Below are 21,051 nucleotides of genomic sequence, written 5' to 3'. Positions count from 1 at the left end.
CTGCGGAATCCTGTTAATCCTGTCCATTGGATGACAGGATCTCGTCGAGGATCTCCATCGCCCGTTCAATGACCGCGAACGGGGTGTAAAAATGGGGCGAGAAGCGAATGCCGCCGCCGCGCGGGGCGCAGAACACCTGCCGCGCCATGAGGCCGTGATAGAGCCGGTCGGCGGAGATATCGGGCACGCGGAAGGTGAGGATGCCGGCGCGGCGCGCGGGGTCGCGCGGGGTGAGCAGTTCAAAACCGCGCCGGTCGATGAGTCCGATCAGATGGTCGATGCGCGTCTCCAGCCGTTTCTGGATCTCATCCAGGCCGATCTCCTCCAGCAATGACAGACTGGCCTCCAGCGCCTGGATGCCGAGCAGATTCGGGCTGCCGCACTCGAAGCGGCGTGCGTCGGCGGCAGGAGCCCAGTCGCGTCGCTCGAAATCGCCCGGATGTTCCACCATGTGCCAGCCGAACTGACGCAGGGTCAGGGTCGGGCGCAGGTCGGGACGGACATACAGCAGGGCGACACCCTCCGGTCCCAGCATCCATTTGTGACCGTCGGCGACCACGAAATCGGCCTGCATGTCGTCGAGCGCGAAGGGCAGTGCGCCCAGACCCTGGATCGCATCGACGCAGAAAAGAATGCCATTGGCCCGACAGAAGGCGCCGAGCCGCGCCAGATCCAGCCGCAGTCCACGGCCATACTGCACCCAACTGATGGCAAGCATTCGTGTGCGGTCGTCGCAGAGCGCGATGAGATCGGCCTCCGGATCCGCCGACTGCTCCAGATCCAGACCGCACCAGGCGACGCCCTGAGTCGCCAGCGATTCCCAGACGATGCGGTTGGACGGGAATTCCTGCTTGATCCCGACGATGACATCGCCGTCCCGCCAGTCGATCCCCTGGGCAATGACCGAGAGCGCCTCCGAGGTGTTCTTGACCAGGGCGATGTCCGCGCTCGACCCGGCCCCGATCAGCCGCGCCAGACGCTCGCGCAGACGCTGTTCGGTCGCCAGCCAGCGCGGGTAGTCGAGCGAGCCCTGCCGCGCATTCTCCGCTGCGAACCGCGCCACCGCCTCGGCGGTGCGTCGGGGCCAGGGGCCGACGGCGGCGTGGTTCAGATGGCAGAGCCCCGGATCAAGCGGGAATTCGTCGGTCATCCCGCTTTGTTTTCCGACGGGGCGGCGGGCGCGGGTGCAGCCGGGGCGGGCTGAGGCGGCGCGGCGACTGGCTCAGGCTTGGCTGCTGGCGCAGGGGGCTGAGGTGCCGGTGTCGGCTGGGCGACAGGCACAGGCTGGATCGGCGCCGGTTGGGCCGGTGCTGCCGGGGCGGCTGGCAGCGCAGGGGCAGGCGTGACCTGAGCGGGTGCCGGAGCGGTTGGCTCGGTTGGCGCCGGACTCGGCTGCGGAATGCCTGGCGTCACGGTTGCCGCCGTGTCGGGCGTCGGCTTCACCTCCTGGACTGGCGTTGGCGCAGGGGCGACTGGCGGAACCGGCTCGGCCTTGAGCTTGGTCTCACCTGTGGTCGGTGTGGTGACGGGCTCGACAATCGCCAGATCGTCCTTGGCCTGAGCCTGTTCCTCAATGACGCGACCGGGGATGGTCTGTGTCGGCGGTGCCAGGGGGGTTGTCGTCGCGGGCGACTGGGCAGGCGCCGTCGGCTCATTGGCGGCAATTTGCTGCGCCCTGGCCGCTTCCTCGGCCTTCTGCGCCGCGACCCGCCGCTGTTCGGCTGCGCGCGCTGCCGCGATGGCGCGCTGCTTTTCGACATAATTGCCGTAACTCGGTCCCTTGCCGACGATGGCGACCTGGGTACCGTTGGAGACATGCTTGAAGAGCACCGGGGCGAGCTGGCGCGGCATGCGGATACAACCGTGTGAGGCCGGCTGGCCGGGATTCGGGATCGGCCCAGCGTGCAGACCGACGCCGTCATGGGTCAGGCGCATGAAGTAGGGCATGTGCGAGCCCTCGAAGCGTCCGCCCGCCGGAATCGGATCGCGACCGACCTTGACGCTGCTTTTAATGACCTGACCGCCTTTGCCATAGACCTTGCCGTAGAGATTGGAGCGTTTGTTCTCGACCTTTTCCATCACGGCGAAATCACCGGTTGGGGTTGGGTATTTGGAGATACCAGTGGCGACTGTGCTCCAGCCGATTTCATCCTCGCCCGCGTAGAAGTGCGCCTTCTGTTCATTGGTGTTCACTACGATCCGTGACACCCGACGGCCATCGCCTTTCCATTCATAAAGCGGGCTGGGTTTGGGCTTGCTCTCTTCGATCGGTTCCTCGGTCTCTGCCGTCGCCGTCGCGGGTGCAGGTTTGGGTTTGGCCTCCAGGGTTTCGCCCGGTCTGGCGTCGGGCTTCGCGGCAAAACCGGCCAGCCCATTGCAGGCCGTCAGTCCAGACAGCAGCAACAGCGCCAGGGTGATCCTGAACAGGTTTCGGGAGACGTGAAAAATGGGTGTCTGGCTGGTCATATCGGCATCTTCCCCGCGTGTGGCGAGCACTCTCAATGGCATGATGATGGTTCAATTACGATAGGATAACGCGCGACGGCCCTGAGGGCACGCGCGACGCATCGCATTGAGCGGACGGTTTGGCGGATCCGTCATGGGGAGCGAGATTGAACGTCTTGTCGGCGCAATCCCCCGCCTTCATGCGTGGGGTTAAGCCGACGCTTTCTTGACTTGGTATCACGAAACGTATGACCGTTCACCGACCAACAGAAGCTGATCGAAACCATGATCCAGACCCAACTCAAGCTGCGTCTCAACGTCACCCAGGAAACATTGCTCAACGGCTGGCTGTTCATGCTGACCGGGGTCTGGAACTGGGCGATCCGCAAGATCGAGAATGATGCCAAGGGTGAGGTTTATTACTCCAAACAGACCTTTCAGAACCTGCTGGCCGGGCACGGACAGAAGATTGGCATCCCCAGCCACACGTTGCAAGGCATGCTGCTGATGGCGCATACCGCCTGGAGCCGCTGTTTCAAGAAGCTCGGCGGCAAGCCACGGCTCAAGGGGATACGCAACAAGCTCAACAGCATCCCGTTTCCTGACCCGTTGCGGACCATCGAAGGAAACCGCGTCAAGCTCCCCGGCATCGGCTCGCTGCGCTTTCACCAGCAAGACATTCCGTCCGGCAAGATCAAGTGCGCCCGCCTCGTCAAGCGCGCCTCGGGCTGGTATCTGTGCCTGTTTATCGACGCCGAACGCGCGCCCATCGTCTCGACGGGTGATGGCGCAATCGGTATCGATCCGGGGTTCATCGACCTGCTGACCCTTTCCGATGGTGAGAAGGTGACGCATCCCCGAGAACTGCAACGCTCGCTGGAGCGGTTGGGGCAGGCGCAGCGCGGGATCAACCGCAAGCTGACCGCCCGCCTCCATGAACGGATCAAGAACCAGCGCAAAGACCGCAATCACAAGCTGTCGTTGCGGCTGGTCCAGGAAAATGCGGTCATCGTGTTTTCCAAGGACAATACCCAAGGAATGGCCCGGACGTTTGGGAAGAGTGTGGCTTCCAGTGCCCATGCTCAACTTCGCGCGATGCTGGCGTACAAGAGCCCTACCGGCGGTACGCAGTATCTCGAAGTCGATTCCCGCTATTCCACCAGGATCTGCTCGGCTTGTGGGTGCCTGTCTGGACCCACCGGCCTAGCAGGACTGTCAGTGAGGAAGTGGGTGTGTTCGGGGTGTGGAACCCCTCATGATCGCGATCAAAACGCCGCGATCAACACGCTCATGGCCGGGGTCGGAACGACCCTCGAATGGGAGACGCGCCATGCCGCGTGATCCCTCCCGGAATCCCCAGGCTTTAGCTATGGGGAGGTTCAAATTCATCCACGCGGCAGACATCCATCTCGACAGCCCGTTGCGTGGGCTGGAACGCTATGACGGGGCGCCGGTGGAGGCCATGCGCGGGGCGACCCGTCGCGCCTTCGAGAATCTGGTCGATCTGGCGCTCAGTGAAGCGGTCGATTTCGTGCTGCTGGCCGGCGATCTCTATGACGGCGACTGGAAGGATTACAACACCGGACTCTTCTTTACGCACCAGATGGGACGTCTGCGTGAAGCCGATATTCAGGTTCTAATGGTCGCTGGCAATCATGACGCAGCGAGCCAGATGACCAAATTGCTGCGTCTGCCCGACAATGTTCATCACTTCTCCACCCGTCAGCCCGAGACCCGCATCCTGGACGCGCTCGGCCTCGCCGTGCATGGTCAGGGTTTCGCCACCCGCGCGGTCAGCGAGGATCTCACCCGCCGTTATCCGCAGGCGCTGCCGGGACTCTTTAATATCGGTCTGCTGCACACCTCGCTCGACGGTCGCCCCGGACATGAATCCTATGCGCCATGCAGCCTGGAGGGTCTGCGTTCGCGCGGCTATGACTACTGGGCGCTCGGTCATGTGCATCAGCACGAGATCGTCGCCGAAGATCCCTGGGTGGTCTTTCCGGGCAATATCCAGGGCCGCCATGTCCGCGAGACCGGCGCCAAGGGCTGCGTGCTGGTACGGGTCGAGAATGGGCGGGTGGCTGACATGGACCATCCATCGCTGGATGTGGCGCGCTGGGCCGTCTGTCGGGTGGATCTGACTGACGCCGCGACCCTGGAGGACGTTTATGACCGGGCCGAGCCCGTCCTGCGCGCGGCGGTCGCGACCGCCGCTGGACGCCTGCTGGCGGTGCGTCTCCGACTCACCGGTTCGTGCGCCCTCCACGCCCGGCTGCGCGCCGCGCCGGAACAGACGATCAATGACTGCCGCGCGCTCGCCAACACCATCGGCGCGGACGCGCTCTGGGTGGAAAAGGTGCTGATCGAGACCCGGGGTGCGGTGAGCGAGTCGGCGCTGAATCGCGATGACGCCCTCGGTGGTCTGCTGCGAGCGATCCGCGATCTGGAGCTGGATTCGCAACGTCTGTCCTCGCTGGCGGGAGAGGTGGCCGATCTGAGTCTCAAACTGCCGGCGGCGCTGCGCGTCGGTGAGGACGACTTCGATCCGACCCGGCCTGATGCGCTCCAGGACTGTCTGGAGGATGTCAAATCGCTGCTGCTTGACCGTCTGCTGGGTCGGGATGAGGAGGCGGGGAGAGCGGCATGAAGATTCTGGATCTGCATCTGCGCGCCTTCGGACCCTTCACCGACCGTCATCTGGACCTGAGCGGCGGTCAGCATGGCCTGCATCTGATCTTCGGTCACAACGAGGCCGGCAAGAGTTCCGCGCTACGCGCACTGCGGGCGCTGCTCTATGGCATCCCGGAGCGCACCCAGGATGATTTTCTGCACGGCAAACAGGAACTGCGCATCGGCGGTCGTCTGCGCGGATCGGATGGGGCGGATCTCGTCTGCTTCCGCCGCAAGGGACACAAAAACACCCTTCTGGACGCGGCTTGCAAGGCCGCCATCGACGATGAGTGTCTGACCCGTCTTCTGGGAGGGGTTGACGGGCCGCTCTTTGAACGTCTGTTTGGCATCGACCATGAAAGCCTGGTGCGTGGCGGGCAGGAACTGCTGGCCGAGCAGGGTCGGGAGGCCGAGGCGCTCTTCGGCAGCGGGCTGGGCGGCGTCAATCTCCATGCCGTGCTGAAAGGACTCGACGAGGAGGCGAGCCAGCTCTTCGTGCCGCGCGGTTCAAAACCGCTCATCAACAAAACGCTGAATCAATTCGTCGAGATCGAACGCCAGCAGCGCGACGCCTCGCTGTCCGCCCGCCATTGGGAGGAGACGCGCAAAATCGTCGAGCAGGCCCAACGGCGGCTGGCCGAACTCGATGCCGACCTGAGCGAATCCGTCCGTCAACGCAGCCGTCTGGAACGCATCCGTCGCACACTCCCGGATCTGGCGCGGCGTGCGGCGTTGCGCGAACAGCTCGCGCAGTTGGGCGAGACGCCGCATCTGTCGCCGACCTTCGGCCAGCGGCGCGAGGCGTCCGTCTCGCAGCGTGCGCTCGCCGTCGCCGCCCAACGGGCGGCGCAGAACCGTCACACCGAGCTTCAGGCCAAGGTCGCCGCGCTGACCATCTCCGAGGATCTCCTGGCCGAGGCCGAGGCCATCGACGATCTGCGCGAATCGCTCGGCAGTCACCGCAAAGCGGCCAAAGACCGCCCGGCGCTGGTCGCCGAACGCGCCGCGCTGGAGTCTCAAGCCGCCGTCTGGCTGGCTCAGGTGCGTCCCGATCTGACCCTGGCCGACGCCCCCGGTCTGCGATCACGGCTCAATCGTCGGCGACGGGTGACCGAGCTCGGCGGCAGCCGCGAGGCCCGTCTCGCGGCGGTCGAGCAGGCCGCTCGTCAATTGGCCGAGTCCGGGCGCAGGCTGGCCGACAAGAACCAGTTGTTCGCCGCGCTGCCGCCCGAACCGCCGCTGGATGGTCTGCGCCGGGCGCTGGATGAGGCGCGTCGCGCCGGTGATCTGGAGCAGGCCGGCGCGGAGGCACGGGCGCGTCTGCTGCGCCATCTGGACGACTCTCAGCGTGAACTGGCCGCGCTGGGTTGCTGGGATGCCGGCCTGGATGACTTGTGCCGCACCCCACTGCCCGTCCCGGAGACCATCGAACGCTTCGCGACCGACTTCCAGGCGCTGGATGAGAGCCGTCGGACACTGGACAAAAGCCGCGCGGAGACAGAGGCCGAGCGGCGACGGATCGCGGAATCGCTGCGGGCCTTCCAACTGGCCGGGCGGGTGCCCTCGGAAGCGGATCTGGATCAGGCGCGCGCGCATCGCGACCAGGGCTGGCGGCTGCTCAAGCGGCAGTGGCTGGATGGCGCGGATGTCACCGCCGAGACCAGGGATTATGGTGCGGGGCGGGCGCTGCCAGCGGTGTTCGAGGAATCGCTATCAGCCGCCGACGAGGTTGCCGACCGGCTGCGCCGCGAGAGCCAGCGGGTCTATGAACAGGCCACCACCCAGGCGCGATTGGAGACCTGCGAGCAGCAGCTTCGCGAGATCGAGCGGGCGCTGACCCTGGAGGCCGGACGGCGTGCTGCGCTCCAGCAGTCCTGGCAGTCGCTCTGGTTGGCGTGCGGGATCACCCCGCTCCCGCCCCGCGAGATGCAGCCGTGGCTGACCCGCGCCGTGCGACTGCGCGAGCGGGCTGCTCAGGCTGACGAATTGCGGGCCGGAGTCGCCGAGCTTGAAGCCAGACAGCAGATGCACGCGCGGGCCCTGCATGCCGCGCTGACCGCGCTGGGTCTGCCGGCCCCTCCGCCGGAGCGGGGTTTGAGCCTGTTACTCAATCAGGCCGAGACCCATCTGACCGCGCTCATGGAAACCGGACGCCAACGCGAGCGACTGAAAAAAGATCTCACTGAACTGGAAGAAACCGAGCAGCGCCTCGTCCTGGATGTCGAGACGGCGGAAAAGGAACGGCATGACTGGCTGACCGCCTGGGCCGCGCTCATGAATGAACTGGGTCTGGCGCAGGACACCAGCCCTGGCGAGGCGTCGGATCATCTCAAGACGCTCGATGACAGCCTCAAGCAGATCCGGGAGGCCGAACGGCTGGCCGAACGGATCGCCGGCATCGACGCCGATGCGGCGGCCTTCGGCCAGCGGGCCAGCGGACTCCTGACCCGGCTTGCGCCTGACCTGCTGGCGCGTCCGCTGGATGAGGCGGTGATCGAACTGCACCAGCGGCTTGGCCGGCAGCGCGAGGACCAAAGTCGGCGCGATGAACTCCTGACCCAGTTGCGACAGGCCGGGACGGATCGCCAGCAGGCGGAATCGGCGATCCAGGCGGCGGACGCCATCCTGGCCGAACTCTGCCGCGAGGCCGGCTGCGCCAGCCCGGACGACCTGATTGCGGTCGAGCAGCGCGCCCAGACCCATCGCCAGTGTCTGACGCAGCTTGACGAGCTGGAATCCGCGCTGGTGAGTGCCGGAGACGGTCTCGGTCTGGCAGACCTGCAGGCGGAGGCGGAGGCGGACCGCACCGACCGTGACGCCCTGCCGGCTGAACTGGCGGCGCTGGAGACGCGCATCGAAACCGAACTTCGGCCCCGGCAGGCGGAGCTGCTCGAACAGAAGCTGAACGCCGAGCGCGATTTTGCGGACATGGCCGGCAGCGACCAGGCGGCGGCACTGGCCGAAGCGGCGCAGCAGACACTTGCCAGTCTGCGCGGTCAGTCCGAGCGTTATGTCCGTCTCAAACTGGCGGCGCGCATCCTGCGCGATGAGATCGAGCGTTTCCGCCGTCAGCATCGCGACCCCATTCTGACCCGTGCCAGCGGCTATTTCGCCCGACTCACCTGCGATGCCTTCAGCGCCATCGAGACCGATTTCGACGACGCCGATCAGCCCGTCCTCGTCGGTCTGCGCGCCACCGGCGAGCGGCTGCGGGTCGAAGGCATGAGCACCGGCACCCGCGATCAACTTTATCTGGCGCTGCGACTGGCCAATCTCGATCATCGTCTCGACCACGCCGAGCCGCTGCCCTTCATCGTCGATGACATCCTCATTCAATTCGACGATCCCCGCGCCCGTGCGACGCTGGCGGCGCTGGCCGATTTCTCGGCCCGAACCCAGGTGGTTCTCTTCACCCATCACCAGCGGGTCGTCGAACAGGCGCGCGAGCTGGATCCGGCTGGCGAGCGGGTGATGGTGCATGAGTTGATCTGAGTGCGGGGTGATCGGCTTCCAGCACTCTCTCAGTGTCATGGCGACTCGTTACTGCGCCTTGCTCCGCAGTCCCTCTGCCATGCTGTTGATCGCAACGGATCGTCCGGCGCGGCTGTTGGGACAGCCGGGCATCATTTGATCCCACTGGCAGGCTGTGTCCTGGACGATGCCGCATCGCTCAGGATCCGGTCAAGCGATGCGAAGACCCGGTCGCTGTTTTTTTCCATCTCGTTGACCGCTTCCATCAGGGCGGTGTAATCGAGCGGCGTTTGCTCGATCAAGTCGAAGATGCATCGGGTGCCGTCATGCACCTTGGCGTGAGGCGCCTCCAGCTCGCGATAGGATCGTGAGTGAGCAAAGAACGCCTTACCCTCGCCCTGCTCGTACCACTTGCCAAGCCGGCAGTTGTGATGATCGACAAACGAGAAAGCGGGTGCGCGTTTGCTGATCGACAGGTAAGTGTTGACCTTCCAGATGACATGATCCAGTTTCGCCAGACTCATGAAGACACGGCTGTTCATGTCCCGCACGTCGTTGAAAGAAGCATCAACGTGGGTCTGAAGCGCGCTCAGACGCTCCTCGAATCTCAGTACATTGCCATTGATTTCCTGCACGCCCTCAACGAGCCTGAGCGAGGTGGACTCCACGCTGGCAACATTCGCCAGCATATTCTGAATGACCTCGCGGGTCTCAAGGATCGCGGACTGGGTCTTGTCAGCCAGCGAACGGATTTCACTGGCCACGACCGCAAAGCCCCTGCCGGCCTCACCAGCGCGAGCGGCCTCGATCGCCGCGTTTAATGCCAGCAGATTGGTCTGCTCGGCAATGGTGCGAATGAGTGTGAGCACGGCGTTGATTTTGGATGCATGCGCCGAAAGTTGCTGGACGACTTGATTGGAGTCCTGTGCGGTGCTCGCCAGGGAACCAAGGAAGCCTGAAATCTGGACGATCTCTGTCGCGACGCCGCTGAAATCGCCGGAGACGCCATCGATGGTCGATAGCGTCTGCTTGGCTTCATCGACCGAGATGACGAGGTTGCCCTGAATATCCATCAGCCCCGTTTTGAGATGTTCGTCCTGGTAAGCCATGAGTGCGTTGATCTGCTCCGTGCCCTGCTCATCGCCACGCTGTGCGGCAAGAGCCTGATGCAACTGCTCAAGTTCAGCGCGAAGCGAGGCGTTTTCCGCTGCCAAGGCCGTATTTTCCCCCTGCAACAAACGAATCTGTTCTTTATGTCTCCATTTAAGGACGAACATCAAAACGTCTCCAAAAATGATTCTTGATCGCTGATTGCGTCAGCGACGCCTGATCTTCCATGCTTGGTCGGAATATCTACACCCGCATCATAACAATCCCATGAATCCCGTCGAATCCGTTTTGCATCCAGTTCTTTCTACTCCGTCCGACTTTCCCGCCGAGCCAGATCTCGCCGGCTGTCTGCTCCAGGATCAGCCGGGCCTGCGCGCGCGTCTGCGCGGACTGCGCAAGCGGGTGCGCGCCGGTCAGCCGTTCGATCAGGGGTTGGCCGCGCTCTGGCAGAGGATCCGGCAGTCACAGGATTTGCTCGCGCGGCGTCAGGCGCTGGTGCCGGTCATCGACTATCCGCCTGACCTGCCGGTCAGCGAACGGCGCGATGCGGTGGCCGACTTGATCGCCCGGCATCAGGTGGTCGTGCTCTGCGGTGAGACCGGCTCGGGCAAATCGACCCAACTGCCGAAGATCTGTCTGGATCTGGGGCGCGGGCGGGCGGGGCGCATCGGTCACACCCAGCCCCGGCGCATCGCCGCGCGCAGCCTGGCCGGACGCATCGCGCAGGAGCTCGGCACTGAGACCGGCGGGCTGGTCGGCTACAAGGTGCGTTTTCATGATCGCATCCGCCCCGAGACCTGCATCAAGCTGATGACCGACGGCATGCTGCTGGCCGAGATCCAGCAGGATCGATTTCTCAACGAATACGACACGCTGATCATCGACGAGGCGCATGAACGCAGTCTCAACATCGATTTCCTGCTCGGCTATCTGAAGGGTCTGCTCCCGCGCCGACCCGATCTCAAGCTGATCGTCACCTCCGCGACCATTGACCCGCAACGCTTCGCGGCGCATTTCAGCGATGCCCAGGGACAGCCTGCGCCCATTATCGAGATTTCGGGGCGGACCTGGCCGGTCGATGTTCGCTATCGTCCGCCGGAGGAGGAGAGCGCCGCCGAGCGTGACGACGCCATGCAGCAGGCCATCTCGGATGCGGTGAGCGAACTGGCGCGCAGCGCTCCGGGCGATGTGCTGGTCTTTCTCTCCGGCGAGCGCGAGATCCGCGAGACCGCCGAGACGCTGCGCAAACACCATCCGCCCTCGACCGAGATCCTGCCGCTGTTCGCGCGACAGGGGCCGCAGGAGCAGGCGCGGGTCTTTCAGAGTCACAGCACGCGCCGGGTGATCCTCGCCACCAATGTGGCCGAGACCTCGCTGACGGTGCCCGGCATCCATTACGTCATCGATCCCGGTTTCGCGCGCATCAGCCGCTACAGCCATCGCACCAAGGTGCAGCGCCTGCCGGTCGAGCGCATCTCGCAGGCCAGCGCCAACCAGCGCAAGGGACGCTGCGGGCGTGTCGCCTCGGGCGTCTGCATCCGGCTCTACAGTGAGGACAACTTCGGCGCGCGCGCCGAATTCACCGAGCCCGAGATCGGTCGCACCAATCTCGCCGCCGTCATCCTGCACATGAAGCTGCTCGGCTTCGGGGCCATCGAGCGTTTTCCGTTCATTGATCCGCCCGACTCGCGGCTGGTGACGGACGGCTATCGCACCCTGGAAGAGCTGGGCGCCATCGATACCAAAGGCGACCTGACCGACCTGGGGCGCCAGCTCGGGCGTCTGCCGGTCGATCCGCGTATCGGTCGCATGCTGCTGGCGGCGACGGATCTGGGCTGTCTGGCCGAGGTGCTCATCATCGCCGCCGCGTTGAGCGTGCAGGATCCGCGCGACCGTCCACAGGACAAACAGCAGGCCGCCGACGAGATCCATGCCACCTTTGCTCATCCAGAGTCCGATTTTCTCGGCTTCGTCAATCTCTGGCGTTTCCTCGAAAAAGAGCACAAGGCGCTGTCGCGCAACAAGTTCATCAAGCTCTGCCAGCGTCATTTCCTGTCCTGGAACCGGGTGCAGGAATGGCGCGACATCCATGCCCAACTGCGCGAACAGATGCTGGAGATGGGGTTTCGGGAATCAGCGTCCAGCTTCCAGCCGTCAGCTTCCAGCCGTCAGCTTCCAGCGGTCAGCCGCCAGCGATCAGCCACCAGCCATCAGCGGCCGGTTGTTGATGGAAATCTGGAAGCTGACGGCTGGAAGCTGGACGCTGACAGCTACGCAAACATCCACCGCGCCCTGCTGGCCGGGTTGCTCGGCAACATCGGTTTCCGCGAGGCCGAGCGCGAATTCCAGGGGGCGCGCAACAGCCGTTTCTTCGTCCATCCCGGCTCCGGTCTTTTCGCCAAGCCGCCCAAATGGGTGATGGTCGCCGAACGGGTCGAGACCACACGCCAGTACGGGCGCATCGCCGCCAGCGTGCAGCCGGGCTGGATCGAGGACGTGGGCCGGCATCTGCTCCAGCGCAGTTACTCCGAGCCGCACTGGCAGGCGAAATCCGGTCAGGTCGCGGCCTTCGAGAAAGTGACCCTGTTCGGCGTGACACTGGTGGCCAAACGACGGGTCAACTATGGCCCCATCAATCCAGCCGAGTCGCGCGAGATCTTTCTGCGCTTTGCGCTCACCGAGGGCGATTTCGAGACCCGTGCACCCTTCTGGCGGCACAACCGCGAGCTGATCGAATCCGTCCATCATCTGGAGGCCAAATCGCGCCGCCGCGACATCCTGGTCGATGATGAGGCGATCTACGCCTTCTATGCCGAGCGGGTGCCGAGCGGCATCTATTCGGCCCCGCAGTTCGAGCAATGGCTGCGACAGGCCACGCGCAGAGAGCCCCGCATTCTGCACATGCAGATGGCCGATCTCATGCTCCACGAGGCGGCGGACGTGACCGGGCAGACCTTTCCCGACAGTCTCCAGGTCGGGGCCACGGCGCTGCCGCTGGAATACCGCTTCGAGCCGGGCGACGCGGGCGACGGCGTGACCCTGGTGGTGCCGCTGCCGCTCATCAATCAGGTCTCCGCCGAACGGCTCGACTGGCTGGTGCCGGGGCTGCTGACTGAACGCATCACCGCACTGCTGCGCAGTCTGCCCAAGACCCTGCGCAAGTCGTTCGTGCCCATCCCCGATACCGCCGCCCGGCTCGCTGCACGCCTGACCCCATCGGAGCGACCGCTGATCCAGGCGCTGGCCGAGGAGATCAAGTCGCTGACCGGGATCCAGATCCCGGAAGATGCCTGGGATCAGTCCGCGATCCCCGCGCATCTGCGGATGAAGGTCAAAGTGGTGGACGAGTCGGGTCAGGCGGTCGCGGTTGGCGACGATCCGCTCCGGCTCAAGCGTCAGTTCGCCGGTCAGGCACAGCAGCGGTTCGCCCACATCCCGACCGCGCATCTTGAACGCGAGGGCATCACCCGCTGGGATTTCGGCGATCTGCCCGAACAGGTCGAACTGACCCGTGCTGGCATCACCCTGCGCGGTTATCCGGCGCTGGTTGATCGGGGCGATGCCGTGGCGATTCAGGTGCTGGATTCGGCTGAAACGGCAGCGCTGGCCCAGCGCGAGGGTCTGCGGCGTCTGTTCATGCTGCATCTGGCGGGCGATCTGCGTCAGTTGCGCAAACAGTTGCCCGGCCTGGACCAGATGCGGCTGCAATATGCCAAGGCGCCTCAATCCCCTCTCCCCTGGCGGGAGAGGGGCAGGGGAGAGGGGGAGGCAGCAGCCAAGTCCCTTGATCTGACCGACGAGCTGATCGCCCTGATCCTGGATCTGACCTTCACCGAGGGTCTGCCGCCGATCCGCGAGCAGGCGGTCTTTCTCCAGCGTCTGGCCGAGCGCAAGGGCCAGGTACCGGCCACGATCAAGAGGGTCTGCGAGCTGATCGGGGGCATCCTCACCAGCTATCAGACGCTGCGCCAGCGTCTGTCCGGCATCACCCAGGTCAACTGGATGCCGTCCGTGCTGGATGTCCAGACACAGCTCGACGGGCTGGTGTTTCGCGGTTTCCCGCAACAGATCCCCTTCGAGCGTCTCAAACACTATCCGCGCTATCTCAAGGCCATCGACTTCCGGCTGGAACGTCTGGCCCATGCCCCCGGTCGCGATCAGCAATGGATGACCGAGATGGCCGAGATCCAGAACCGCTGGCGTGAACGGGTCGCGGCGGCCAACACGGCAGGCCGTCAGGATCCGCGTCTCGACGAGATCCGCTGGCTGCTCGAAGAACTGCGGGTGGCGCTCTTCGCCCAGCAGCTTGGCGCGGTCGGCCCGGTCTCGGTCAAGCGCATCCAGACCCGCTGGCGCGAACTGGGGTTGTGAATTCAACCGCACCTGGAGCGGCAGGCGATGTTTTCTTTGAATGGGCTGGCCCCGGCAGACTTGATGGTCGTTGACGCTGACGCGGTTTATAGTGCCAGCGGGGTTACAAGCCCATTCTGTTGCCACGCCTGATCTTCAATCAGCCAGCGATGAGAGGTCGTCATGAGCACCCCGGCCCCCGCCGAAACCTCGGATCCGGTTCGCGAACACACCCGCACCGGTCTGTCGAAAGCGGCCCTGATGCAGGCCTATATCGATAACCTTTTCTATATCCAGGGGCGTTTCCGTGAAGTGGCGACGCCCCATGATCGCTATATGGCCGCCGCCTTCACCGCGCGCGACCGGCTGCTGGATCGCTGGCTCAAATCGGCGCAGGTCTTCAAGACCACCCATGCACGCACGGTCTGCTATCTGTCCGCTGAGTTTCTGCTGGGGCCGCATCTGCTTAACAACCTGGTCAATCTCGGCATCACCAGGGCCAGCCGCGAGGCAGCCACTGAAATGGATCTGGACTTCAACGCCATCCTGGAGGAAGAGGAGGAGCCGGGTCTGGGCAACGGCGGGCTCGGGCGGCTGGCGGCCTGTTTCATGGATTCGCTCTCGACCTGCCAGATCCCGGCCATCGGTTACGGCATCCGTTACGAATTCGGCATCTTCGATCAGGCCATCGAGGACGGCTGGCAGGTGGAGAAAAGCGATACCTGGCTGCGTAATGGCAATCCCTGGGAGATCCCGCGTCCCAAGATCCGTTTTCCGGTGCTGTACGGCGGCTATACCCAGTCTTACCAGGATCAGGATGGACGGGCGCGCACGCGCTGGGTGCCGGATCAGGAAATCGATGGCATGGCCTATGACACCCCGGTCCTGGGCTATGGGGTCGGCAATGTCAATCTGCTGCGGTTGTGGAAGGCCGAAGCCTCGCAGTCGTTCGATTTTCAGGCATTCAATGTCGGCGATTATTACGGCGCCGTCCATGCCAAGATCGAGGCCGAGACCATCTCCAAGGTACTCTATCCGAACGACGAGCCCGAGGCGGGCAAGGCGCTGCGGCTGAAACAGCAGTTCTTTTTCGTCTCCTGTTCGCTTCAGGACATGATCCGGCTGCATCTGAACACGGTCGGCCCGCTGGAGACCTTCGCCGATAAATTCGTCGTCCAGCTCAACGATACCCATCCTTCACTGGCGGTGGCCGAGCTGATGCGGCTCTTGATGGACGAGCAGGGCATGGAATGGGAGCCGGCCTGGGACATCACCCGCCGCACCTTCTGCTACACCAATCACACCCTGCTGCCCGAGGCGCTGGAGACCTGGTCGGTCAACCTCTTCGAGCGTCTGCTGCCGCGCCATCTGGAGATCGTCTACGAGATCAACCGCCGTTTTCTGGATGAGGTGCGGATGCGTTTTCTCGGCGACGAGTCGCGGGTGGCGCGGATGTCGCTGATCGCCGAGGAGGGCGTGCGCCGGGTGCGGATGGCGCATCTGGCGGTGGTGGGCAGTCGCGCGGTAAACGGCGTGGCGGCGCTGCATTCGGAGCTGGTGAAGACGACCATCCTCAAAGATTTCCACGATCTCTGGCCGGAGAAGTTCCACAACGTCACCAACGGCGTCACCCCCCGTCGCTTCATGGTGGTCAGCAATCCGCGTCTGGCTCACCTCATCACCGAGGTCTGCGGCGACGACCGTTGGATTCGCGATTTGGGCCGGCTGCGCGAACTGGAGTCTCATGCCGATGATCCTGAGGTGCAGGCCCGCTGGCGTCAGGTCAAGACCGCCGCCAAGCAGGACCTGGCGGTCTGGTTGCGGCAGAATACCGGAGTGGAACTGAACCCGGCGGTCATGTTCGACGTGCTGGCCAAGCGCTTCCACGAGTACAAACGCCAGCATCTCAGTATCCTGCATGTCATCCGCTGCTATCAGCGGCTCAAGCAGAATCCCGGCCAGGAGATGGTGCCGCGCGCCTTCGTCTTCGGCGGCAAGGCGGCGCCCGGATACTATCTGGCCAAGCTCATCATCAAGCTCATCAACTCGGTCGCGGAGGTTATCAATCACGACCCGCAGGTCAATGGCTCCATCCGTGTCGTCTTCATGCCCGATTTCAATGTCAAGAACGGCCAGCGGCTCTATCCCGCCGCCGATCTCTCCGAACAGATCTCGCTGGCGGGTAAGGAGGCATCGGGCACCGGCAATATGAAATTCTCGATGAATGGCGCACTGACCATCGGCACCCTGGACGGCGCCAATGTCGAGATCCGCGAGGAGGTCGGGGCGGAGAATTTCTTCCTCTTCGGCATGACCGTTGATGAGGTGCGGCAGAAACAGAGCGCTGGCTATCGGCCCTGGGACATTTACAATGGCGACCCCGAACTCAAGGCGGACATCGACCTGATCAGCTCCGGGCTGTTTTCGTATGGCGACACCAATCTGTTCCGGCCTCTGACCGACCATCTGCTCCATCAGGATCCTTTCATGGTGCTGGCCGATTATCGCGCCTATCTCGATTGTCAGGAGCGCGTCGGCGCCGTCTGGCGCGACCCGGCGCAGTGGGACCGGATGTCGATCCTCAATGTCGCGCGCATGGGTAAATTTTCGTCTGATCGGGCGATTCGCGAGTACGCCGAGCGGATCTGGCAGATCGAGCCGCTGCCGGTGGCTCTCAATTAAACCGCGCCCAGTGCAGTATGGGATGTTTTTGGGTTGGATCGACCTTGGTAGCATCAACGACCGTTTGAGCTGGCGCGGTTTAAGATATTCAATAATATGTTTTAAACCGCGCCTCCATGGAGGCCGGTGAAATCCCCAAAGCTAAACGCAAACTGAAAATGACGCCTCTCGCGCTGAGCGCGGTTTAACAGGATTTCTCAGGATGGACAGGATTTTTAACGACAACTCGATCCAACCGCTCTTTTCGCGTGTCGAATCCATGCTGGAGCGTCTGGAGCATCTGCTGCCGGTTGCCGACGCGCCGCCCGACTGGTCGGCCCACGCCTTCCGCTGGCGTCGCCACGGCGAACGCGGCGCCTTGCAGACCGTACCCAGCCCGCATCGGCTCGCGCTGGACGATCTGCTGTGTCTGGATCGTCAGAAAACGGAGATCGACCGCAATACCCGGCAGTTTCTCGCCGGGCGGGGGGCCAATAACGTCCTGCTGTGGGGTTCGCGCGGCACCGGCAAATCCTCGCTGGTCAAGGCGGTCTTCAATGCCCATCGCGCGGCGGGGTTGCGGTTGATCGAGGTCGATAAGGACGATCTGATCCAGTTGCCCGATATTCTGGAGCGGATCCGCGACCGTCCCGAACGCTTCATCCTCTTCTGCGACGACCTGTCCTTCGAGGCCAGCGAGTCCGGCTACAAGGCGCTCAAGGCGGCGCTCGATGGGTCCATTGCGGCGACCCCGGACAACGTCCTCATCTATGCCACCTCCAATCGCCGCCATCTGCTGCCTGAGTTCCACTCCGAGAACCGGGAGGCCCGATTCCTCGATGGCGAACTGCATCACGGCGAGTCGGTGGAGGAAAAGATCTCGCTGTCCGACCGCTTTGGTCTCTGGGTCGCCTTTCATCCATTCAGTCAGGCGCAGTATCTTGACGTGGTGCGCCACTGGCTCGACCGGCTTGCGTCCAATCAGCCGGACTGGACTGAGGCGGCCTGGGCGCCGGTCGAACGCGCCGCCCTGCAATGGGCGCTGCAACGCGGCTCGCGCAGCGGTCGCACCGCCTGGCAGTTCGCCCGCGACTGGGTGGGGCGCATGGCGGAATAGGGCGGACTGTCCGCTTCAACCGGTCTTGAACAGCCGTTCCTTGTCGCGCTGCCAGTCGCGGTCTTTCTCGGTCGAGCGTTTGTCGTGCTGTTTCTTGCCCTTGGCCAGTCCGATTTCGAGCTTGGCCCGGCCCCGTTTCCAGTACATGGCCGTCGGCACCAGGGTATAGCCGGCGCGTTCGATCAGACCGATCAGACGGTTCAGTTCGGCGCGCTTGAGCAGCAGCTTGCGGCTGCGGGTGGGGTCCGGATTGACATGGGTCGAGGCCGCCGCCAGCGCCGAGATATGAGAGCCGATCAGAAAGCCCTCGCCATGCAGGATCTTGACGTAGCTTTCCTTGAGCTGGATACGCCCGGCGCGCAGGCTCTTGACCTCCCAGCCTTCGAGCACCATGCCGGTCTCGATCCGCTGTTCGATGAAATAATCGTGGCCCGCCTTCTTGTTGAGGGCGATGGTCGAGCCGCCGTTGGAGGTGTTCTTTTTCGCTTTGGTCATGGTGCGAGTCTATATGAAAGAGGCGGTGAATTTAAATCAAAAGAGCGCGATTGAACCGCAAAGACCACGAAGAACGCAAAGTATTTCAAGGTGTTGTTGATCTGGCTGCATCGGCTTGTCGGATTGAGTCGTGCGGGCGTGGCAAGTGATTGTTTTTCTTCGTGTCCTTTGTGGCTTTGCGGCCCGGATCCTCGGGCTGACGAAACTGGTGCTTGAATTCTCCGTAAAAATGGCTATGATCCCCGGCTCGCCTTCATGGAGTTCCGTCATGCGCCAGCCACTGATTGCAGGAAACTGGAAGATGAACGGCACCAAAGCCAGTGCGGAAGCGCTGCTGTCTGGTGTCATTGCTGGTGCAACGGCGATTGCAAAGGCTGAAATCGCGGTCTGTCCGCCGTTTCCCTTTCTGTCGCTCGGTGAACAGATGCTCGCTGGCAGCACGGTTCGTCTCGGTGCGCAGACGGTCTCGACCGAGCCGTCAGGTGCCTACACCGGTGAGGTGTCAGCCGCGATGCTGGCTGAATTCGGCTGCCGTTATGTGATCTGCGGTCACTCCGAGCGCCGCGAGTATTACGGCGAAACAGACGAAATTGTCGCGAAAAAATTGAGCGCCTGTCTCGCGCAGGGCCTGACGCCGATTCTGTGCGTTGGCGAATCGCTGCAACAGCGCGAGCAGGGGCAGACCGAAACGGTGATTGCAGGCCAGATCGATGGCATCGTCAGCCGGATCGGTATCGATGCATTCAGTCGGATCGAGATCGCCTATGAACCGATCTGGGCGATTGGCACGGGCATGACCGCGACGCCCGAGCAGGCGCAGGCGGTGCATGTCTTCATCCGTCAGCGCATCGCCGGAGACAGTCAGGCCATTGCCGGGAAGATCCGGATCCTCTATGGCGGCAGCATGAAGGCGGCGAATGCGCGCGATCTCCTGTCGCAGCCTGACATTGATGGCGGACTGATCGGCGGGGCGTCTCTGGTCGCGGATGATTTCCTGGCGATCTGTCAGGCTGGTGACTTGGTGGCGGGCTGAACCAGCTCCCAACGTGTGAGTAACGCATGCAAACGATTTTGACAGTTGCCCAGGTCTTCCTGTCGCTGGGCCTGATTGGGCTGGTGCTGATTCAGCACGGCAAGGGCGCGGACGCCGGTGCGGCCTTCGGTAGCGGGGCATCGCAGACGGTTTTCGGATCTCAGGGTTCGGGCTCGTTTTTGACGCGCCTGACTGCTATCATCGCCACCCTGTTCTTTCTGACCAGCATGGCTCTGGCTTATTTCGCGACTCAGGGCGCGGCTGAGCCGACTGGACTGATGGATAAGCTGGGCGATACGGCGATCATTGATGCAGCGCCCGCTCCATCTGCGCCTGTCACTGCTCCAGATTCTGATATTCCGGTCGTTCCCGGTGCGTCAGGTTCGGCTCAGGCCGCGAATGGATCGGATGTGCCCGCCATCTCTTCGCCAGCGGTTGACGCCAATGAGCAGGAAGCATCTCCGGCGGCGGATGTAAATTCAGCCCCAGTTAAGCCGGCGGAAGAATAAGTTTTAATGAAGTTTGACGTTTAAGCCTGTGGTTTGAAATAATGATTTACCCTGCCGACGTGGTGAAATTGGTAGACACGCTATCTTGAGGGGGTAGTGGCGAAAGCCGTGCCAGTTCGAGTCTGGCCGTCGGCACCAATTGCAGCAGCAAACGGCATACCGCTTAAACGGTATGCCGTTTTTTTTTTGCGGAACCGCGCCCGGCAGGGTATGCGATGTTTTTCAATGCGGTTTAATGGCCTGAAAAATATAATAATTTGGATTGAACTCCCGGTTGACACCGCTGTTGCCGCTGAACTAGACTCAATGCCCGAATGGCCTATATTAGAAAAATGATAGAGAGGGGACAGTGCTCGACAACTATCTGCCTATCCTGATATTCATCCTGGTTGGGATCCTGGTGGGGGTTGGTCCGCTGGCACTTGGTTATCTGCTTGGCCCCCGCCGTCCGGATCAGGACAAGAACGCACCCTATGAATGTGGTTTCGAGGCATTTGAGACGGCGCGTCTGAAATTCGATGTCCGTTATTATCTGGTCGCCATCCTGTTCATTCTGTTCGATCTGGAAATCGCCTTTCTCTTTCCCTGGGCCGTCGTGCTCGATGAACTCGGGGTCTTTGCCTTCTGGGCGATGGTCGTCTTTCTCGGCATTCTCGTAGTAGGCTTTTTCTACGAGTGGAAAAAGGGGGCGCTGGAATGGGAATAGAGGGTCTGCTCGAAGAAGGCGTTGTGACTACGAGCGCCGATCAGCTCATCAACTGGGCGCGCACCGGGTCGCTCTGGCCCATGACCTTCGGCTTAGCCTGCTGCGCCATTGAAATGATGCATGCTGGCGCCGCGCGTTATGATCTGGACCGCTTCGGGATGCTGTTTCGTCCCAGCCCGCGCCAGTCGGATGTCATGATCGTCGCCGGCACCCTGGTCAACAAGATGGCCCCCGCGCTGCGTCGAGTCTATGACCAGATGGCCGAGCCGCGCTGGGTGATCTCGATGGGCTCCTGCGCCAATGGCGGCGGTTATTACCATTATTCCTATTCCGTGGTGCGCGGCTGTGACCGCATCGTGCCGGTGGATATCTACGTGCCGGGCTGTCCGCCGACCCCGGAGGCGCTGCTGTATGGAATCCTGCAGCTCCACAACAAGATCCGTCGCACCAACACCATCGCCCGCTGAGTTGCTTCAGAACA

The 21,051-nt window shown here is 63.1% G+C and carries 14 protein-coding genes and 1 tRNA gene; 11 read left to right on the top strand and 4 right to left on the bottom strand.

The features are described from left to right. Positions 1–13: 13 nt before the first annotated feature. Entirely contained in the window at positions 14–1,150 is a 1,137-nt protein-coding gene (locus EDC35_RS02505) for an aminotransferase class V-fold PLP-dependent enzyme (protein ID WP_132975379.1), read from the bottom strand. After that, complete coding sequence (locus EDC35_RS18960; RefSeq protein ID WP_132975377.1) at positions 1,147–2,508, bottom strand: L,D-transpeptidase; 1,362 nt, start codon at positions 2,506–2,508, stop codon at positions 1,147–1,149. Before EDC35_RS18960 ends, EDC35_RS02505 begins: the two co-directional genes overlap by 4 nt. A gap of 222 nt (positions 2,509–2,730) precedes the next feature. On the opposite strand from EDC35_RS18960, the gene EDC35_RS02495 reads away from it, so the two are divergent. The 3 genes from EDC35_RS02495 to EDC35_RS02485 are packed head-to-tail and all read left to right on the top strand — an operon-like array spanning position 2,731 to position 8,610. Next, positions 2,731–3,786 (top strand): RNA-guided endonuclease InsQ/TnpB family protein, encoded by a 1,056-nt coding sequence (locus EDC35_RS02495; RefSeq protein ID WP_132975375.1) that lies wholly within the window; start codon positions 2,731–2,733, stop codon positions 3,784–3,786. After that, positions 3,776–5,095, top strand: a complete 1,320-nt coding sequence (locus EDC35_RS02490) for a metallophosphoesterase family protein (RefSeq protein ID WP_243651374.1) — start codon at positions 3,776–3,778, stop codon at positions 5,093–5,095. The genes EDC35_RS02495 and EDC35_RS02490 overlap by 11 nt, the downstream gene beginning before the upstream one ends. Then, a complete protein-coding gene (locus EDC35_RS02485; RefSeq protein WP_132975373.1) occupies positions 5,092–8,610 on the top strand; it encodes an ATP-binding protein in 3,519 nt (1,172 codons plus the stop codon). Before EDC35_RS02490 ends, EDC35_RS02485 begins: the two co-directional genes overlap by 4 nt. A 131-nt stretch (positions 8,611–8,741) precedes the next feature. Here EDC35_RS02485 and EDC35_RS18955 read toward each other — a convergent pair whose 3' ends face one another. Further along, positions 8,742–9,803, bottom strand: a complete 1,062-nt coding sequence (locus EDC35_RS18955; protein WP_165903327.1) for a methyl-accepting chemotaxis protein — start codon at positions 9,801–9,803, stop codon at positions 8,742–8,744. Positions 9,804–9,966: 163 nt separating this feature from the next. Between EDC35_RS18955 and hrpA the strand changes: the two genes are divergently transcribed. The 3 genes from hrpA to EDC35_RS02465 all read left to right on the top strand — a co-directional run bounded on the left by hrpA (position 9,967) and on the right by EDC35_RS02465 (position 17,827). Beyond that, positions 9,967–14,070, top strand: coding sequence for an ATP-dependent RNA helicase HrpA (hrpA, locus tag EDC35_RS02475; protein ID WP_132975369.1), 4,104 nt, complete (start codon positions 9,967–9,969; stop codon positions 14,068–14,070). A gap of 162 nt (positions 14,071–14,232) precedes the next feature. Continuing rightward, entirely contained in the window at positions 14,233–16,731 is a 2,499-nt protein-coding gene (locus EDC35_RS02470; RefSeq protein WP_132975367.1) for a glycogen/starch/alpha-glucan phosphorylase, read from the top strand. A gap of 259 nt (positions 16,732–16,990) precedes the next feature. Continuing rightward, positions 16,991–17,827 carry an ATP-binding protein gene (locus tag EDC35_RS02465; RefSeq protein ID WP_424565287.1) on the top strand — a complete coding sequence of 279 codons (837 nt, stop codon included), beginning with the start codon at positions 16,991–16,993 and terminating at the stop codon, positions 17,825–17,827. 15 nt (positions 17,828–17,842) lie between these two features. On the opposite strand, the gene smpB is transcribed toward EDC35_RS02465, so the two are convergent. Beyond that, on the bottom strand, positions 17,843–18,322 hold the full coding sequence (gene smpB, locus EDC35_RS02460; RefSeq protein ID WP_132975363.1) for an SsrA-binding protein SmpB: 480 nt from the start codon (positions 18,320–18,322) through the stop codon (positions 17,843–17,845). A 268-nt stretch (positions 18,323–18,590) separates the two neighbouring features. On the opposite strand from smpB, the gene tpiA reads away from it, so the two are divergent. From tpiA to EDC35_RS02435, 5 genes are all read left to right on the top strand, one after another. Continuing rightward, on the top strand, positions 18,591–19,355 hold the full coding sequence (gene tpiA / locus EDC35_RS02455; RefSeq protein ID WP_132975361.1) for a triose-phosphate isomerase: 765 nt from the start codon (positions 18,591–18,593) through the stop codon (positions 19,353–19,355). Between the two features lie 26 nt (positions 19,356–19,381). After that, positions 19,382–19,864: a preprotein translocase subunit SecG gene (gene secG, locus EDC35_RS02450; protein WP_132975359.1), complete on the top strand. Its 483-nt coding sequence runs from the start codon at positions 19,382–19,384 to the stop codon at positions 19,862–19,864. Between the two features lie 53 nt (positions 19,865–19,917). Then, positions 19,918–20,002, top strand: a tRNA-Leu gene (locus EDC35_RS02445). A 211-nt stretch (positions 20,003–20,213) separates the two neighbouring features. After that, entirely contained in the window at positions 20,214–20,570 is a 357-nt protein-coding gene (locus EDC35_RS02440) for an NADH-quinone oxidoreductase subunit A (protein WP_132975357.1), read from the top strand. After that, a complete protein-coding gene (locus EDC35_RS02435; RefSeq protein ID WP_132975355.1) occupies positions 20,561–21,037 on the top strand; it encodes a NuoB/complex I 20 kDa subunit family protein in 477 nt (158 codons plus the stop codon). Before EDC35_RS02440 ends, EDC35_RS02435 begins: the two co-directional genes overlap by 10 nt. Positions 21,038–21,051 lie beyond the last annotated feature (14 nt).

Source organism: Thiobaca trueperi, assembly GCF_004342175.1.
In the GTDB taxonomy this organism is placed as follows: Bacteria; Pseudomonadota; Gammaproteobacteria; order Chromatiales; family Chromatiaceae; genus Thiobaca; species Thiobaca trueperi.
The sequence above is the reverse complement of the archived record's forward strand: the minus strand, read 5'-3'. Positions and strand labels throughout refer to the sequence as shown.

Excerpts from the sequence above, each read along its gene's own strand:
- EDC35_RS02505 (WP_132975379.1), bottom strand. The coding sequence starts at position 1,150 with ATGACCGACGAATTCCCGCTTGATCCGGGGCTCTGCCATCTGAACCAC.
- EDC35_RS18960 (WP_132975377.1), bottom strand. The coding sequence starts at position 2,508 with ATGCCATTGAGAGTGCTCGCCACACGCGGGGAAGATGCCGATATGACC.
- EDC35_RS02495 (WP_132975375.1), top strand. The coding sequence starts at position 2,731 with ATGATCCAGACCCAACTCAAGCTGCGTCTCAACGTCACCCAGGAAACA.
- EDC35_RS02490 (WP_243651374.1), top strand. The coding sequence starts at position 3,776 with ATGCCGCGTGATCCCTCCCGGAATCCCCAGGCTTTAGCTATGGGGAGG.
- EDC35_RS02485 (WP_132975373.1), top strand. The coding sequence starts at position 5,092 with ATGAAGATTCTGGATCTGCATCTGCGCGCCTTCGGACCCTTCACCGAC.
- hrpA (WP_132975369.1), top strand. The coding sequence starts at position 9,967 with ATGAATCCCGTCGAATCCGTTTTGCATCCAGTTCTTTCTACTCCGTCC.
- EDC35_RS02470 (WP_132975367.1), top strand. The coding sequence starts at position 14,233 with ATGAGCACCCCGGCCCCCGCCGAAACCTCGGATCCGGTTCGCGAACAC.
- EDC35_RS02465 (WP_424565287.1), top strand. The coding sequence starts at position 16,991 with ATGCTGGAGCGTCTGGAGCATCTGCTGCCGGTTGCCGACGCGCCGCCC.
- smpB (WP_132975363.1), bottom strand. The coding sequence starts at position 18,322 with ATGACCAAAGCGAAAAAGAACACCTCCAACGGCGGCTCGACCATCGCC.
- tpiA (WP_132975361.1), top strand. The coding sequence starts at position 18,591 with ATGCGCCAGCCACTGATTGCAGGAAACTGGAAGATGAACGGCACCAAA.
- secG (WP_132975359.1), top strand. The coding sequence starts at position 19,382 with ATGCAAACGATTTTGACAGTTGCCCAGGTCTTCCTGTCGCTGGGCCTG.
- EDC35_RS02435 (WP_132975355.1), top strand. The coding sequence starts at position 20,561 with ATGGGAATAGAGGGTCTGCTCGAAGAAGGCGTTGTGACTACGAGCGCC.